Annotated in this window: 19 protein-coding genes; 12 read left to right on the top strand and 7 right to left on the bottom strand. The window is 73.2% G+C overall.

The features are described from left to right. Positions 1 to 10 precede the first annotated feature (10 nt). Positions 11 to 517, top strand: a complete 507-nt coding sequence (locus Pme01_RS08560) for a hypothetical protein (protein ID WP_168115045.1) — start codon at positions 11 to 13, stop codon at positions 515 to 517. Here the strand turns inward: Pme01_RS08560 and Pme01_RS08565 are convergent. The 4 genes from Pme01_RS08565 to Pme01_RS08580 form a co-directional block, all read right to left on the bottom strand. Next, complete coding sequence (locus tag Pme01_RS08565; protein ID WP_168115046.1) at positions 481 to 1083, bottom strand: TetR/AcrR family transcriptional regulator; 603 nt, start codon at positions 1081 to 1083, stop codon at positions 481 to 483. The genes Pme01_RS08560 and Pme01_RS08565 overlap by 37 nt on opposite strands. 21 nt (positions 1084 to 1104) lie before the next feature. After that, entirely contained in the window at positions 1105 to 1842 is a 738-nt protein-coding gene (locus Pme01_RS08570; RefSeq protein WP_168115047.1) for an ABC transporter permease, read from the bottom strand. Continuing rightward, positions 1842 to 2573: an ABC transporter ATP-binding protein gene (locus Pme01_RS08575; RefSeq protein ID WP_168115101.1), complete on the bottom strand. Its 732-nt coding sequence runs from the start codon at positions 2571 to 2573 to the stop codon at positions 1842 to 1844. Before Pme01_RS08575 ends, Pme01_RS08570 begins: the two co-directional genes overlap by 1 nt. A gap of 132 nt (positions 2574 to 2705) precedes the next feature. Then, positions 2706 to 3581: a hypothetical protein gene (locus tag Pme01_RS08580; protein ID WP_203935504.1), complete on the bottom strand. Its 876-nt coding sequence runs from the start codon at positions 3579 to 3581 to the stop codon at positions 2706 to 2708. A gap of 104 nt (positions 3582 to 3685) precedes the next feature. Between Pme01_RS08580 and hisI the strand changes: the two genes are divergently transcribed. The 6 genes from hisI to trpA all read left to right on the top strand — a co-directional run bounded on the left by hisI (position 3686) and on the right by trpA (position 9128). Beyond that, positions 3686 to 4048: a phosphoribosyl-AMP cyclohydrolase gene (hisI, locus tag Pme01_RS08585; RefSeq protein WP_168115049.1), complete on the top strand. Its 363-nt coding sequence runs from the start codon at positions 3686 to 3688 to the stop codon at positions 4046 to 4048. A gap of 76 nt (positions 4049 to 4124) precedes the next feature. After that, positions 4125 to 5651 (top strand): anthranilate synthase component I, encoded by a 1527-nt coding sequence (locus Pme01_RS08590; protein WP_168115050.1) that lies wholly within the window; start codon positions 4125 to 4127, stop codon positions 5649 to 5651. After that, the gene (locus Pme01_RS08595; RefSeq protein WP_168115051.1) at positions 5648 to 6151 is read left to right on the top strand and encodes a Trp biosynthesis-associated membrane protein; all 504 of its coding nucleotides are present in this window, start codon (positions 5648 to 5650) and stop codon (positions 6149 to 6151) included. Before Pme01_RS08590 ends, Pme01_RS08595 begins: the two co-directional genes overlap by 4 nt. Positions 6152 to 6244: 93 nt before the next feature. Then, positions 6245 to 7108 (top strand): indole-3-glycerol phosphate synthase TrpC, encoded by an 864-nt coding sequence (gene trpC, locus Pme01_RS08600; protein WP_168115052.1) that lies wholly within the window; start codon positions 6245 to 6247, stop codon positions 7106 to 7108. Next, positions 7105 to 8307, top strand: a complete 1203-nt coding sequence (trpB, locus tag Pme01_RS08605; RefSeq protein ID WP_168115053.1) for a tryptophan synthase subunit beta — start codon at positions 7105 to 7107, stop codon at positions 8305 to 8307. Before trpC ends, trpB begins: the two co-directional genes overlap by 4 nt. Then, positions 8304 to 9128 carry a tryptophan synthase subunit alpha gene (gene trpA, locus Pme01_RS08610; protein WP_168115054.1) on the top strand — a complete coding sequence of 275 codons (825 nt, stop codon included), beginning with the start codon at positions 8304 to 8306 and terminating at the stop codon, positions 9126 to 9128. The genes trpB and trpA overlap by 4 nt, the downstream gene beginning before the upstream one ends. A gap of 21 nt (positions 9129 to 9149) precedes the next feature. Here trpA and Pme01_RS08615 read toward each other — a convergent pair whose 3' ends face one another. Next, on the bottom strand, positions 9150 to 9698 hold the full coding sequence (locus Pme01_RS08615; RefSeq protein ID WP_168115055.1) for an NUDIX hydrolase: 549 nt from the start codon (positions 9696 to 9698) through the stop codon (positions 9150 to 9152). 77 nt (positions 9699 to 9775) lie between these two features. Here Pme01_RS08615 and lgt point away from each other — a divergent pair, with 77 nt between their 5' ends. Together lgt and Pme01_RS08625 are read left to right on the top strand one after the other, a co-directional pair. After that, on the top strand, positions 9776 to 10852 hold the full coding sequence (lgt, locus tag Pme01_RS08620; protein WP_168115056.1) for a prolipoprotein diacylglyceryl transferase: 1077 nt from the start codon (positions 9776 to 9778) through the stop codon (positions 10850 to 10852). After that, a complete protein-coding gene (locus Pme01_RS08625; protein ID WP_168115057.1) occupies positions 10853 to 12061 on the top strand; it encodes an FAD-dependent oxidoreductase in 1209 nt (402 codons plus the stop codon). 44 nt (positions 12062 to 12105) lie between these two features. Here Pme01_RS08625 and bsaP read toward each other — a convergent pair whose 3' ends face one another. After that, on the bottom strand, positions 12106 to 12297 hold the full coding sequence (gene bsaP, locus Pme01_RS08630) for a biotin synthase auxiliary protein BsaP (RefSeq protein WP_168115058.1): 192 nt from the start codon (positions 12295 to 12297) through the stop codon (positions 12106 to 12108). 2 nt (positions 12298 to 12299) lie between these two features. Beyond that, complete coding sequence (bioB, locus tag Pme01_RS08635) at positions 12300 to 13295, bottom strand: biotin synthase BioB (RefSeq protein WP_168115059.1); 996 nt, start codon at positions 13293 to 13295, stop codon at positions 12300 to 12302. Between the two features lie 146 nt (positions 13296 to 13441). Between bioB and Pme01_RS08640 the strand changes: the two genes are divergently transcribed. The 3 genes from Pme01_RS08640 (at position 13442) to Pme01_RS08650 (ending at position 15640) form a co-directional block, all read left to right on the top strand. Then, entirely contained in the window at positions 13442 to 14047 is a 606-nt protein-coding gene (locus tag Pme01_RS08640) for a DUF998 domain-containing protein (protein ID WP_168115060.1), read from the top strand. A 172-nt stretch (positions 14048 to 14219) separates the two neighbouring features. Continuing rightward, positions 14220 to 14441 carry a hypothetical protein gene (locus Pme01_RS08645; protein WP_168114886.1) on the top strand — a complete coding sequence of 74 codons (222 nt, stop codon included), beginning with the start codon at positions 14220 to 14222 and terminating at the stop codon, positions 14439 to 14441. A 41-nt stretch (positions 14442 to 14482) separates the two neighbouring features. Then, positions 14483 to 15640 carry an 8-amino-7-oxononanoate synthase gene (locus Pme01_RS08650; RefSeq protein ID WP_168115102.1) on the top strand — a complete coding sequence of 386 codons (1158 nt, stop codon included), beginning with the start codon at positions 14483 to 14485 and terminating at the stop codon, positions 15638 to 15640. Positions 15641 to 15646 lie beyond the last annotated feature (6 nt).

Genomic DNA, 15646 nt, shown 5'->3' on the forward strand with positions numbered 1-15646 from the left:
CGCTGGTTGTATGTCGTACCACTCACCGGTTGATCTCGAAGCGCCTACCGTCACCGAGCCGGCCCGCCGCTCGGCGCCGCCGTCGGTGCACGTGGTCGCGGTGCTCGCCTACCTCGCCGGGCTGGCGCTGGTCGTCGCCGGCGTCGGGGTCTGGGCGGTCTCGTTCGACGCCGGCCGGTCGGTCGATCTCAGCGGGTACCCCCGGGCCGTCGCCGACCTGGGGCAGGTGGACCTCGCCACCGCGGCGGTCACAGCCTTCGTCGGCCTGCTCGTGATGGTGCTGGCCCGCAAGCTGCAGCGCGGGCGGCAGTGGGTACGGGTCCTCGTGGTGGTGGCGTCCGCGTTCGCCATCACCACCACGCTCTACAACGGGCTGGTGGGGACCGGCGACACGAACGCCCTGTTCGGGTTCGTGTTCCCGGTGATCTTCGTGGTGCTGCTCAACCTGACCGCGGCCCGGTCGTACTTCAGCCGCCGCGCCTACCGGTCCAGCCCCTCCAGCGGGCCGGCGAGGTAGCGCTGGATCGTGGGCGCGACGTTCGCGACCAGCGTCTCGCGGGGCGCGCTCGCGATGGGTTCGATCTTGACGATGTAACGGGCCATGATCAGACCGACCAGCTGCGACGCGACCAGCGAAGCCCGCAGCGGGCCTTCCTTCGGGTCGAGGTCGAGGCCGCCGATGACCCGGCGCAGGATCTGGCTGGTGACGAACTCCCGCAGCATCCGCGCCGACCAGTCGTGGCTGACCGCGCTGCGGATCAGCGCAGCCGCCGGTACGCCGGCGGGGGAGTCCCAGACGGTCAGGAACATCCGGATCAGGCGCTCGCCGACCCCGTCGAGACCGCCGGCGAGTACCTCGCCGATCGCCTTGCCGGGATCGATCGGCGCCTCCATGACCGCCAGGAAAAGCTGCTCCTTGGCCCCGAAGTAGTGATGGACCAGCGCCGGGTCGACCCCGGCGCTGGTCGCGATGTGTCGGATGGAGGCCTTGTCGTAGCCGTGCTCGGCGAACGCCTGCCGGGCCGCCGCGAGGATCGCCTCGCGGGTGTCCTGGTTGCCGGGGCGTCGTCCGGTGCGGGCCATGCCTCTCCTGTTCGTGCGTGGTTACGCGGTGCGTCGACGTAGCGTGGCCGCGCCGAGCAGCAGGGCGACCACGATGCACCCGACCACCACCGCCACGTCCCGCCACATCGTGCGGGTCGGGTCGGCGTGCCGGCTCACCTCGATGAGCGCGTCGACCGCGTACGTCATCGGCATCACGTTACTGAGCTTCTCCAACCAGCCGGCCATCTGGTCCCTCGGCCAGATCAGGCCGCACAGCAGCATCTGCGGCAGGACGAAGGCGGGCATGAACTGTACGGCCTGGAACTCGCTGCTGGCGAAGGCGCTGACCAGCAGGCCGATCGCCATGCCGAGGACGGCGTTGCCGATGGCGAGCCCGGCGACGGCCCAGGCGCTGCCGGACGTGTTCAGGTCCAGCAGCGCGTACCCGAGCCCGGCCGCCACCGCCGCCTGTGCCGCTGCGGCGAGGGCGAACGCCAGCCCGTACCCGAAGAGCAGGTCGAGCTTGTGCATCGGCGTGGTGAGCAGGCGCTCCAGGGTGCCGGTGGTCCGCTCCCGCAGCATGGCGACGCTGGTGATCAGGAACATCGCGATGAAGGGGAAGACGCCGAGCATGATGACGCCCACCCGGTCGAAGATGGCCGGCTGGGAGTCGAACACGTACCGCATCAGCGTGAGCAGCAGCGTCGGTACGACCAGCAGCAGCCCGATGGTGCGCGGGTCGTGGCGCAGCTGGCGCAGGATGCGCGCCGTGGTGAACAGGGTGATCCGGGCCGACATCACGCCACCACCTTCTGGTGCTTCTGCTGTGCCAGTACCAGGCGCAGGAACGCCTCTTCCAGATCGTCGGTGCCGGTGGCCGCGCGTACCGCGGCGGGGGTGTCGTCGGCGACGACCCGCCCCTCCCGGATGAGGATCAGCCGCTCGCAGCGGCCCGCCTCGTCCATGACGTGGCTGGACACCAGCAGCGTGGTGCCCTCGGCGGCGAGGGCGTGGAACTGCTGCCACAGGTCGTTGCGCAGCACCGGGTCCTGGCCGACGGTCGGCTCGTCCAGGACGAGCAGGTCGGGCTTTGACAGCAGCGCGCAGGCGAGACTCGCCCGGGCGTGCTGGCCGCCCGACAGCGTGCTGACCAGTTGGTCCGCCGCCTCGCGCAGTCCGACGTCGATGATCGACTGGTCGGCCTGGCGGTGGCCGATGCCGTAGAGGGAGGCGAAGTAGCGGGCGTTCTCGCGGACGGTCAGGTCGGCGTACACGCTCGGCGCCTGGGTGAGGTAGCCCACGTTCCGGCGCAGTGCCGGGCTGCCCGCCGGCTGGCCGAGCACGGTCACCGTACCGGACTTGATCTTCTGTACCCCGACGACGCAGCGCATCAGGGTGGTCTTGCCGCTGCCGCTCGGCCCGAGGAGGCCGGTGACGCTGCCGCGCGGAACGGTGCAGTTCAGGTTGTGGAGCACGGTCCGCTTGCCGCGCACGACGACGAGGTCGTCAACGGCGATCGCGTGGTCCATGGTGGTCTCCAAAGAACTCATCGGATGTTGAAATCAACAGTAGATGAAATATTGAGGCAGGCACAAGCGGGCCGGGTGAGGCATCGATCGAGTGGGGGGCCGGGCGGCTGGCCGCGCGGGCGTCGGGGCGATTCAGAGCGCGAGGACGCGCTCCAGGAACTCGCGGTACCGGCGGACCGCCACCCGCAGCGTCTCGGTGTCGGGAGCCGCGCCGTCCCGGCGGGGATCCAGCTCGGCCTGCTGGTGCTGCAGTGTCGCGGCGAGCGCGCTGACGGCCTCGCTGACGACGGTCGCCGCCGCGGTGACCGCGAAGTCCGGGTCGTCGACGAACAGGTTGCCGGCCTGGCGGATCCGGGCCCGGAAGGCCTCCGCGTCCGCGTCCGGCCAGAGCACGATCCGGGTCTCGGGGAGATCGCCCGGGCGCAGCCCGGTGGCGGCCGGCTTCCCGGTCTCCGCCGATGCCTGCCCGGTTTCCCCGGTGTCCGCGGTGTCCGCGGTGTCCGCGGTTTCCCCGGTCTCCTCGGCTTCCGCGCTCTCCACGTCGACGGCTACCGGCGTCGGCTCGCCGTTCTCGGCGACGCCCGCCTCGTCCCGGTCAGCCTCGGCGACGCCCGCCTCGTCCCGGCCAGCCTCGGCGACGCCCGCCTTGTCCCGGTCAGCCTGGTCGGGGTCCGGCCCGACGCTCTCCGGGGGCGTCTCCAGCCCGACGCCGTCGACCCGCGTCTGCGTCTCCGGCCCGACGCCGTCGGTCGGGATCCCCGTCCCCGTCCCCGGCGCCACCGGCTCGACCGGCTCGACCGGCTCGACCGGCGGCCGAACCCGGGCGGGATCGACCCACCCCGACCGCTCGCTGGACGGCCGCGAGGACGGCTCCCACGGGCTGCGCTGCGACGGGATCCCGGATGAGCCGGCCCAGGGCGTGAACGGCGTGAGCGGTACGTCGCGGCCGAACCCGCTGCCATTGGTGTTCGGGTACATGCTGCTCCTCAGGTCCATCGCGCCGGTCACGATCTCACGGGTGGCGATTCGTGTCGCGCACAAGGTACCGCCGGCGTCGGCGGGCGCACATCCCATGAAGGCGGGGAGCCGTCGATGGGAGACAATCGGGCACTGTGCAGCTTGATCCCGAACCGCGGCTCGACCCGGACATCGCCGCGCGGCTGAAGCGCGACCCCGCCGGGCTGGTCCCCGCCATCGTCCAGGAGGCCGGCACCGGCACCGTACTGATGCTCGCGTGGATGGACGACGAGGCGCTGCGGCGTACCCTCGCGACCGGCCACGCGACGTACTGGTCCCGCTCCCGCCGGGAGTACTGGGTGAAGGGCGCCACCTCCGGGCACCATCAGTACGTCCGGTCGGTGGCGCTCGACTGCGACGGCGACACCCTGCTGGTGACCGTCGAGCAGGTCGGCGCGGCCTGCCACACCGGCGAGCACAGCTGTTTCTTCGACGTCCTCCAGGAGGCGAAGCCATGAGCGGGCGCAGCGAGCGAATCGAGTGGCTCAGCCCACCGGGGGCTCACGACGGCACCGAGCGCAGCGAGGTGGCGGCATGACCACCGGGGCTGTCGTACCCGACGAGGCGACCTTCGCCAGGCTCGCGCATACCCGCCGGGTGGTACCGGTGACCCGGCGGCTGCTCGCCGACGGCGAGACGCCGGTCGGGGTGTACCGCAAGCTCGCCGGCGGCCCGGGGACGTTCCTGTTGGAGTCCGCCGAGCAGGGGGTCGGCTCGGCCGGCGCGGTCTGGTCGCGGTACTCGTTCATCGGGGTGCGCAGCGCGGCCACGCTGATCGAGTCCGACGGCCGGGCGCGGTGGCTGGGCACCCCGCCCGACGGCGTACCCACCGTCGGCGACCCGGCCGACGTGCTGCGCGCCACCGTCGCCGCGCTGCACGCTCCCGAGCCCGACGAGATCGACCTGCCGCCGCTCTCCGGCGGCATGGTCGGCTTCGTCTCGTACGACCTGGTCCGCCGCTTCGAGCGGCTGCCCGACCTGGCCGAGGACGACCTGCGGCAGCCGGCGCTGGGCATGATGCTCGCGACCGACCTGGTGGCGCTGGACCACTTCGCCGGCGCGGCCGTGTTGATCGCCAACGCGGTCCTGCCCGAGAACCCGTCCGACGACCAGGTGAAGGCGGCCTACCACCAGGCCATCGGCCGGCTGGACGCGATGACCACGGCGCTGTCGCGCCCCACCCCGCCGATGGTCTCCACCGTCGAACCGGGTCGGGTGGCCGAGGTGACCAGCCGGACCCCTGCCGGCGAGTACCCGAAGGCGGTGGAGGTGGCGAAGGAGGCGATCCGGGCCGGCGAGTGCTTCCAGATCGTGGTCGCCCAGCGCTTCGAGCGCCCCACCGATGCCGACCCGATCGACGTGTACCGGGTGCTGCGCACCACCAACCCCAGCCCGTACATGTACCTCCTGCGCTTCGACGGCTTCGACATCGTCGGCTCGTCGCCGGAGGTGCACGTCAAGGTCACCGGCCGGCGGGCGATGCTGCACCCGATCGCGGGTACCCGCTGGCGGGGCGCCACCCCCGCCGAGGACGCGGCGCTGGCGGCGGAGCTGCTGGCCGACCCCAAGGAGCGCTCCGAGCACGTGATGCTGGTCGACCTGGCCCGCAACGACCTCGGCCGGGTCTGCAAGCCGGGCAGCGTCGAGGTGCCGGAGTTCGCCACCGTCGAGCGGTACAGCCATGTCATGCACATCGTCAGTACGGTCGTCGGTGAGCTGCGCGAGGAGTACTCGGCGTTCGACACCCTCGCCGCCACGTTCCCGGCCGGCACGCTCTCCGGCGCGCCCAAGGTCCGCGCAATGGAGATCATCGAGGAGCTGGAGCCCGTCCGGCGCGGCGTGTACGGCGGGGTCGTGGGCTACTTCGGCTTCGGTGGGGACATGGACACCGCGATCGCGATCCGTACCGCGCTGTTCCGCGACGGCGCGGCGTACGTGTCGGCCGGCGCCGGCATCGTGGCCGACTCCGACCCGGAGGCCGAGGAGACCGAGACCCGTAACAAGGCCGCGGCGGTGCTCGCCGCGATCGCGGCCGCGGAGACGCTGCGGCCGGCCCGATGAGCCCCAACCGCGTCCGTACCCTCGCCGTCGTCGCCTGCGCCGCCGGTGCCGGGCTGGCGCTGTTCGCCGCCGGCCGCACCTGGCTGGAGGTGACGGTGGTGCGCCCGGCGCCGCTGCCGCCGCTGCACCAGGCGAAGACCGGCGCGGCCCTGATGCCGTGGCTGTCCGCGCTCGCGCTGGTCGCGCTGGCCGGCGCGGGAGCGCTGCTGGCCAGCCGTGGCCCGGTCCGCGCCGCGGTGGGCGTACTCCTGACGGTTTCGGGTCTCGGCGTGGTCGCCGGGGCGCTGTCGCGGCTGGGAACCGCCACGCCGGCCTGGCCGCTGTTGACCGCGCTGGGCGGTCTGGTCGTCGCCGGCGCGGGCGCGTTGACCATCGCGCGCGGGAAGAAGTGGCCCGGCATGGCCGCCCGCTACGACCGCCCGTCCCAAAAGTCGGGATCGGCGCGCAGCGAGGCTCAGATCTGGGACGCGCTCGACCGCGGCGAGGATCCCACCCGCTGACCAGCGGGTTAGCCATTATGCCGTACCCCTGTCCGTGACGACGCCCATACCCCCGACGCCCACCCCCCGGTGGGTCCGCTTAGCATCGGGCCCATGACAGCGGAAGAGGGGAGTCCGCAGAACCCCGCGCGATTCCAGCCCGAGTCAGGCCACGTGCTGGACGAGATCCTGGCCGGCGTACGTGAAGACGTCGCCGCACGCCAGGAGCGGGTTCCGCTGGAGGAGATAAAGAAGGTGGCCGCCGCGGCGCCGCCGGCCAAGGACGCGTACACGGTGCTGCGCGCTCCCGGCGTCGGCGTGATCGCCGAGGTCAAGCGCTCGTCGCCGTCCAGAGGCCAGTTGGCCGAGATCCCGGACCCCGCCGAGTTGGCCAAGGAGTACGCGGCCGGCGGCGCCCGGTGCATCAGCGTGCTGACCGAAGGGCGCTGGTTCGGCGGCAGCCTCGAGGACTTCGCGTCGGTGCGCGCCACCGTCGACGTCCCGTTGCTGCGCAAGGACTTCGTGGTCTCCAGCTACCAGATCCACGAGGCGCGCGCCTACGGCGCGGACGTCGTCCTGCTCATCGTGGCCGCGCTGGACCAGAACACGCTGACCGGCCTGCTCGACCGCATCGAGAGCCTGGGCATGACCGCCCTGGTCGAGGTGCACACCGAGGAGGAGGCCGACCGGGCGCTCGACGCGGGAGCCCGCGTGATCGGCGTGAACGCCCGCGACCTGCGTACCCTCGAGGTGGACCGCTCGGTGTTCGAGCGGATCGCCCCGGGCCTGCCCGGGCACGTCGTGAAGATCGCAGAGTCGGGGGTGCGGGGTCCGCACGACCTGATTCGCTACGCGTCGGCCGGTGCCGACGCGGTACTGGTCGGGGAGGGCCTTGTGACCCAGAAGAGTCCGCGGGAGGCGGTGGCCGAGCTGGTAACCGCCGGCAGCCATCCGGCGACGCCGAGGCCGGGCCGATGAGCGGCACGACGTCGGACCGGCTCGGGCACTTCGGCCGGTTCGGTGGCCGGTTCGTACCCGAGGCGTTGATCGCCGCGCTCGACCAGCTCGACGCGGAGTACCAGAAGGCCATGACGGACGAGGTCTTCCAGGCCGAGTTCGGCCGGCTGCTGCGCGACTACGCCGGAACCCCCTCGATGCTCTACGACGCCACCCGGCTGTCGGCCGAGGCAGGGGCGAGGATCCTGCTCAAGCGCGAGGACCTCAACCACACCGGCGCGCACAAGGTCCGCAACGTGCTCGGCCAGGCGCTGCTGACCCGCCAGATGGGCAAGAAGCGGATCATCGCCGAGACGGGCGCGGGCCAGCACGGCGTCGCCAGCGCGACCGCCGCGGCCCTGCTCGACCTCGAGTGCGTGGTCTACATGGGCGAGGAGGACACCCGCCGGCAGGCGCTCAACGTGGCGCGGATGGAGCTGCTCGGCGCGACGGTGATCCCGGTCACGACCGGCTCCCGTACCCTCAAGGACGCCATCAACGAGGCGCTGCGCGACTGGGTCACCAACGTCGACTCGACGCACTACCTGCTGGGTACCGCGGCCGGGCCGCACCCGTTCCCGGCGATGGTGCGCGACTTCGTCCGCGGGATCGGCGTCGAGGCGCGTGAGCAGTGCCTGGAGCTGACCGGCGCGCTGCCCGACGCCGTCGCCGCCTGCATCGGCGGTGGCTCCAACGCCATCGGCATCTTCCACGCCTTCGTCCCCGACTCGGACGTCCGGCTGTACGGCTTCGAGGCCGGCGGTGACGGCGTGGAGACGGGCCGGCACGCGGCAAGCATCACCGCCGGTGGGCTCGGCGTGCTGCACGGCGCCAGGACGTACCTGCTGCAGGACGAGGACGGACAGACGATCGAGTCGCACTCGATCTCGGCCGGCCTGGACTACCCGGCGGTCGGGCCCGAGCACGCCTGGCTGCACGAGACCGGCCGGGCGGTGTACGAACCGGTGACCGACGCCGAGGCGATGGAGGCCTTCCACCTGCTGTGCCGTACCGAGGGCATCATCCCGGCGATCGAGAGCTCGCACGGCATCGCGGGTGCGCTGCGGATCGCGCCGTCGTTGAAGGCCGAGCTGGGACGCACTCCGACGATCGTGGTCAACCTGTCCGGCCGCGGCGACAAGGACGTGGAGACCGCCGGAAAGTGGTTCAAGGTCCTATGAGCGAGCGAAGCGGCAACGCCACGAACGTTTCGGTCGCCTTCGACAAGGCCCGGGCCGAGGGCCGGTCGGTCCTCGTCGGCTACCTGCCGGCCGGCTTCCCCGGCGTCGACGGCGGGATCGCCGCGATCCGGGCGATGGTCGAGGCCGGGGTCGACGTCGTCGAGGTCGGCTTCCCGTACTCCGACCCGGTCATGGACGGTCCCGCCATCCAGCGCGCGGCCGAGGCGGCCCTGGCCGCGGGTACCCGCGCCAAGGACGTCCTGCGTACCGTCGAGGCGGTGGCCGACGCCGGTGCGCAGGTGCTGGTCATGTCGTACTGGAACCCGGTCGAGCGGTACGGCGTGTCCGCGTTCGCCCGCGACCTCGCCGCCGCCGGTGGCGCCGGGCTGATCACGCCCGACCTGATCCCGGACGAGGCGGACGAGTGGCTGGCCGCCTCCGACCGGTACGGCCTGGACCGGGTGTTCCTGGTGGCACCGTCCTCGACCGACGAGCGGGTACGGGCGACCGCCGCCGCGTGCCGCGGTTTCGTGTACGCCAGCAGCGTCATGGGCGTCACCGGCGCCCGGGACAAGACCTCCAGCGCGGCGCCCGCCCTGGTCGAGCGGGTCCGCCGGCTGGCGCCCGACCCGGCCCTCCCGGTCGCCGTCGGCCTCGGCGTACGCGACGGTGCGCAGGCGGCCGAGGTCGCGTCGTTCGCCGACGGGGTGATCGTCGGTAGCGCCCTGGTCAGTTGCCTGCTCGACGCGCCTGATCTCGACGCGGGGATCGCCGGGCTGCGGACACTCACCGCCGATCTGGCCCGGGGCGTCCGGGCGTAGCGGGGCGGACGCCCGGTCGGCTCAGCCCACGGCGGCGACGTTCGCCGCCTGGGCGGCGCCGGTGAGGTCGGTCCGCTCGCGCGTCAGGTCACGGCGCACGACCCGTACGACGCCGGAGCGGCCGGCGACGGCGTCCGCCAAGGCCGCGCGCGCCGTCGCGGTCAGGTCCTCCGGTAGCGCGTCCGGGTCGTACCACGACAGGCGCAGGATCCGGCCCGCCACGTTCACGGCGACCTCGCCACCGTGCCACGCGCCGCGGAACACGTGCACCACCACGTCGGGCACGCCGTCACCGCAGCCGTCGCCGGTCAACTGGTAGAGGCCGACCAGGTCGGACAGTTCGATCTCGGCCCCGGTCTCGATGCGGACGTCCCGGATGACGGCGTGGATCGGGCTCTCGCTGTTGCGGATGCGCCCCCCGGGCAGTGCCCAGAGCGGTTGACCCTGGCCGAGTTGGCACAGCAACAGGCGCCCGGCGTCGTCGGAGACGACCGCGGCGACCACCATGGTGCAGGGGTGGTCGCCGATGTATGGGGGGCCGCCTTTGATGGCCGAAGTGAGCTGGCTCATATCGGTAGCCTAGAACCGGGCCCACGGTGTGACCACCATAACGCGGGCAACGCGCGTACGGGGTAGCGTGTGCACCCGTGAACCTCGCCGCGCTCACCCCTCTTGCCGAGATTCCCAGCCCCACGCAGAGCGTGTGGCACCTCGGCCCGGTGCCCATCCGGGCGTACGCCCTGTGCATCGTGCTCGGCATCGTCGCCGCCTGCGCCGTGACCGAGATCAGGATGCGCCGTCGTGGCGCGCCCGAATGGGCCGTGCTCGACATCGCCGTGTGGGCGGTGCCGTTCGGCATCGTCGGCGCACGGATCTACCACGTGATCACCTCACCGGACGCGTACTTCGGCGCGAACGGCGACCCGCTGGCCGCGTTCCAGATCTGGCGCGGCGGCCTCGGCATCTGGGGCGGCGTCGCCGGCGGTGCGCTGGGCGCGTGGATCGCGGGTCGCCGCATGGGCATCCCGCTGGGCTTCATCGCCGACGCGCTGGCGCCCGGTCTGCCGCTGGCGCAGGCGATCGGGCGCTGGGGCAACTGGTTCAACAACGAGCTTTTCGGCCGGCAGACCTCGCTGCCGTGGGGGCTGAAGATCTACAGCTGGGACGGGGAGAAGGGCGCGGCCCAGACCGACCTGGCCGGGCATCCGATCGCCCAGCCGGGGCTGTACCACCCGACGTTCCTGTACGAGTCGCTCTGGGACATCGGCGTGGCGATCCTGGTGTGGCAGTTGGACAAGCGCTACCGGTTCGGCCGGGGCCGGGCGTTCGCGCTCTACGTCATGGCGTACACGGTCGGCCGGTTCTGGGTCGAGGCGATGCGTGACGACGAGGCCCACCACATCCTCGGGATGCGGGTCAACAACTGGATGTCGATCATCGTCTTCGTCGGCGCGCTGATCTACTTCCTGCGGGTACGCGGTCCGCAGCAGCGCCTGGTCGTCACCGACTCCGGCGAGATCCAGGTGACCACCGCCGACGGGCTGCCCGCCGCGGCCGGCGCCTCGACGGCAGCGACCGGTTCCTCAACGGCCGAGCCCGACCCGGAGACCGCGGACGCGGCCGAGCCCCCAGGGGACGGCGATCCGGTCACGCCGGCGGAGGAGGGTGACGGCGTCACCGCCGGGAACGGTCCGGCGTCCGCCTCGGCGGGCGAAACGCACTAGATGGGCTCCGCGGTCGTTGTCGGCGCCGGCATCGGCGGGCTCGCCGTCGCCGGCGCCCTTGGCCGGGCAGGCTGGCAGGTCACGCTCCTGGAACGGGACGAGCGGCTCCGGCCCGGGCGGGCCGCCCTGCTGCTGTGGCCGAACGGGGTACGTGCCCTGCGCGCGCTCGGCCTCGACGAGGGGCTCGACGCGATCGCGACCCCGGTGCGCCCCGACGGACTGCGCCGCCCCGACGGGCACTGGCTGCGCCGGTCCGCCGCCGACCGGTCCGACGGGGCGACGCCGTACGTGGTGCACCGCGAGGATCTCCACGACGCGCTGGTGGCCGGGCTCTCCGACCGCATCGACATCCAGACCGGCGTGACCGTACGGGCCGTGCGCACCGACGGGTACCGGCCGGTCGTCACCGACGGGCAGGCCACCTGGGAGGCCGACCTGGTCGTCGCGGCCGACGGGGCGCGCAGCGCGGTACGGCAGCGCCTGGCGCCCGCGAGCCAGCCCGTCAGCGGCGGCTACGCCGCCTGGCGGGCGGTCATCCCCTGGTACCGCGCCCCGGAACTGCCCGCCGGCACCCCGGCCGCGGGGGAGACCCTCAGCGTGGGGCACCGGTTCATCCACGCCTCGCTGGGCGAGCGAGGCTCGGCCGGGGCGTCGAGTCGGGGCGGCATCTACTGGATGGCGAGCGTGCCCGGCGCGGCCCGCCCGGAGCCGCCCGCGGTGCAGCTGTCGCTGCTGCGGCGGTGGTTGGCGGGCTGGCACCCGCCGATCGGGCAGCTCCTCGAGGCGACCCGGCCGGAGGACCTGGTCCAGGAGACGGTCACCGAGCTGAGCCCGATGCCGGAGTCGTTCGTCTTCCCGACCGGCGGCGGCGGGTACGTGCTGCTCGGTGACGCGGCGCACGCCATCGCCGACCACCTCGGCCAGGCCGCGTGCCTGGCGCTCGAGGACGCGGCCACGCTGCGCACCCTGGTCCGTGCCGCGGCGCCGGGTCCGGCCCTGGTCACCGCGCTTCGGGCGTACCAGAACAGCCGGCGACCCCGCGCCGCGCGGGTGGCCCGCAGCGCCCGGCGGCTGGCGACCGTCCTGCAGGGCAGGGGCAGCCGGCTCGGTACCCGGGCCCGCGGCATGGCCCTCGCCACCATCGCGCCGCGCATGCTCGAGGCGGCGGCGTCCGGAGCGAACGACTGGGAACCGCCCCCTATTTCATGATCACCCAGAGTGTGGGGCGTCATGGCGCCCACAACTCCCGGTGATCAAGACGAGGTAGGGGTGAGGTCGCCGTGCTCCACGCAGGTGGCCCGCCACCCGGCCGGCAGCACCTGTACCTTCATCCGGCGCCGGCACTGCCCGCAGTACCGGGGCGGCTCCAGCTCCCGGGCCGCGGCGCAGGCGGAGTGCGGGCCCTCGTCGAGGGCCCGCCCGCACCGGTCACACCAGACGATCATGATCACAGCGTGGCGGACAGGGCCTTGACGGGCATCTTCAGCTCCTCGAGCAGGGCGAGATCCTCGTCGGGCTTGCGGCCGAGCGTCGTCAGGTAGTTGCCGACGATCACGGCGTTGACGCCGCCGAGCAGGCCGTCCCGGGTACCCAGGTCGCCGAGCGTGATCTCGCGTCCGCCGGCGTACCGCAGGATCGTGCGCGGCAGCGCCAGGCGGAACGCGGCGATGGCGCGCAGCGCGTCCTTCGGGTCGAGGACCGGCTGGTCGGACAGGGGCGTGCCGGGGCGCGGGTTGAGGAAGTTGAGCGGCACCTCGTGCGGGTCCAGCTCCTGGAGCTGGATGGCGAACTCGGCCCGCTGCTCCACGCTCTCGCCGAGCCCGAGGATGCCGCCGCAGCAGACCTCCATTCCGGACTCGCGCACCATGCGCAGGGTGTCCCAGCGCTCCTCCCAGGAGTGGGTGGTGACGACGTGGGGGAAGTACGAGCGCGAGGTCTCCAGGTTGTGGTTGTACCGGTGTACGCCGAGCGCGACCAGCTCGTCGACCTGCTCCTTGGTGAGCATGCCGATCGACGCGGCGATGTTGATGTCCACCGCCTCGCGGATCGCCTTCACGCCCTCGGCCAGCTGCGCCATCAACCGGGCGTCGGGGCCGCGGACGGCCGCGACGATGCAGAACTCGGTCGCCCCGGTGGCGGCGGTCTGCCTGGCCGCCTCGACCAGGGCCGGGATGTCCAGCCACACCGCGCGTACCGGCGAGGTGAACAGGCCGGACTGCGAGCAGAAGTGACAGTCCTCGGGGCAGCCGCCGGTCTTCAGCGAGACGATGCCCTCGACCTCGACCTCCGGGCCGCACCAGCGCATGCGGACCTGGTGCGCCAGCTCGAGAATGGCCGGGATCTGGTCGTCGGGCAGCCGAAGTACCTCGAGCACGCCGGCCTCGTCGAGGCCGACACCGGTTTCCAGGACGCGCTCGGCGCGCGCGAGTACGGACTCAGGCATGGCCGTACCCTACAAGGCCCTCACGCCGGCCACCGTGAGGGACGCTCCTGTGTGCGCAGTTGATCACGCTCGTTGACCTGGGTGGACTGTCGCCTTAGGGGATTCGTCCGGATCCGCGGCGATGGCCGAGCCGGCAGACTGGCCAGGTGGGGAAACCTCGGACCTGGGGCCTGGCCGCCGTCGGTGGCATCGTCGTCGCGGTGGCGCTCGTCGTCGTCGGGCAGGTCGACCCGAACGACAACCTGAACCCGTGGGCCCTCACGGTGAGCGACTTCGCCGTCTCGGATCGGGGCGGCGTCACCGATGTCGCGATGGGGGTGATGGCGGCCGTCACCGTCGCCGTGCTCGTCGGCCTGCGACGCGCCGGCATCCGCGTCGGCGCCTGGGCGACCGGGCTGCTCGCGCTGTGGGCGGGCGGTCTGCTGCTGGCGGCGGCCGTGCCGACGGACGAGCCGGGACTGCCGCTGACGGCAGGTGGTCACGTGCACCGGTACGCGTCGGTGGCCGCGTTTCTGGCACTGCCGATCGGCGCCTGGGTGCTCGCGAAGCGGTTGCCGGGCGTGGTCGCTGCGCGCCGGGTCCGGGGGCTCGCGGCGGTGAGCCTGGCCTGCGCGTCGGCGATGGTCTGGTCGGCGTTCCCCGGCGATCGGGCGCTCATCGGCCTCGCCGAGCGACTGCTGCTCCTCGCCGAGGTCGCGCTGCTCGCGGCCGTGGCCGCGCCCCTGCTGGGCCGGCACCCGCAGCGGACCTGACGCGACGGCGAGCGCACCCGTGACGCAATCGACAACCTGCTCGGTGCCATCATTGCCCAGACGGTCTGACGACGGCCGGAGCGGTGCGCGAGGTGCGTTTCCCCCGTTGGAACACCTGCTCCGGCGCAACCGGGCGTTTTCGTGGACGTCCGGCGACAGCTGGAGGTGTGCCATGAACTGGCTCGAACGCGACGCGGCGTCCGGGTGGCACCGAGGTACAGAGCGTGGCGTGGTGCCCCTCGCCACCAAGAACCCGGCCATCCCGCCGCCCGATCCCGACCAGCCCAGCGGCCCGGGCCCGACCGACCCCGAAGGGCCCACCGACCCCAAACCCACCGACCCGACCGACCCGACCGGTCCGGACGAGCCACCCGCCCTCGGGGTGGCCGCGTGACGCTCGCTCCGGAGGGCGCACCGCTCACCGTCCACGAGCCGATCGGGGAGGGCGGCTGGCTCGACAGCCTCACCGAGCAGGCCGCCCGGCGTGCGGCGGCCGGGCTGCGCCGCGACCTGCGCCCGCACGGGCCCGTTGAGGACGTGGTCGACCTCGCCGGCAACGACTACCTGGGGCTCGCCCGCCACCCCGAGGTCGTCGAGGCGGCGGTGGCCGGCTTGCGCGCGTACGGGCTCGGCGCCACCGGCTCCCGGCTGGTACGCGGCTCGACCGACGCCCACGACGCCCTGGAGACGGGGCTGGCGGAGCTGCTGGGCACCGGGACGGCGCTGGTGTACTCCTCCGGCTACCTGGCCAACCTCGGCGCGGTCAGGGCGCTCGCCGGCCCCGGTACCCTCGTGGTCTCCGACGCGTACAACCACGCCTCCCTGGTCGACGGCTGCCGGATGGCCAAGGGCGGCCGCGACGGAGTCGAGGTCGTGATCAGCCCGCACGCCGACGCGGGCGCGGTACGCAACATCCTGGCCGCGTACCCCGGCCGGCCGGCGCTGGTCGTCACCGAGTCGGTGTTCTCCGTCGACGGTGACCTCGCGCCGCTGCGGGCGCTGCACGCCGCCTGCCGCGAGTACGGCGCGCTGCTGCTCGTCGACGACGCGCACGGGGTGGGCGTACTCGGCCCGCACGGCGCGGGCGGGGTGGCGGCGGCGGGGCTGGCCGGCGAGCCGGACGTGGTCGTGACCGCCACCCTGTCCAAGGCGTTCGGCGCGGCCGGTGGCGTGGTCGCCGGCCCGGCCGAGCTGCGCCGGCACCTGGTCGACACCGGCCGTACCTTCATCTACGACACGGCGCTGCCGCCGGCGGTCGCCGCCGGTGCCCGCGCAGCCCTGGGCGTCCTGCGCGCCGGGGACGGGCTGCGCGCCGAGCTGGCCGACCGGGCCCGGTACGCGACCGCCCGGCTGCGCGCCGCCGGCCTGGAGGTACCTGCGCCGTCCGGCGGCGTCCTCGCGGTCACCGCCCCGGACGCGGAGCGGGCCCTCGGGTGGGCGCAGGCCTGCCGCGACCGAGGCGTCGCGGTCGGCTGCTTCCGCCCGCCGTCGACGCCGGACGGCCGTTCGCGTCTGCGGCTTACGATCAATGTCGGAGTGGGACGTACCGATTTCGAACGCGCCGTCGACGTCATCATTCAGGTGCGTCCATGACGCACA

Origin of the sequence: Planosporangium mesophilum (assembly GCF_016863255.1) — a bacterium.
In the GTDB taxonomy this organism is placed as follows: Bacteria; Actinomycetota; Actinomycetes; order Mycobacteriales; family Micromonosporaceae; genus Planosporangium; species Planosporangium mesophilum.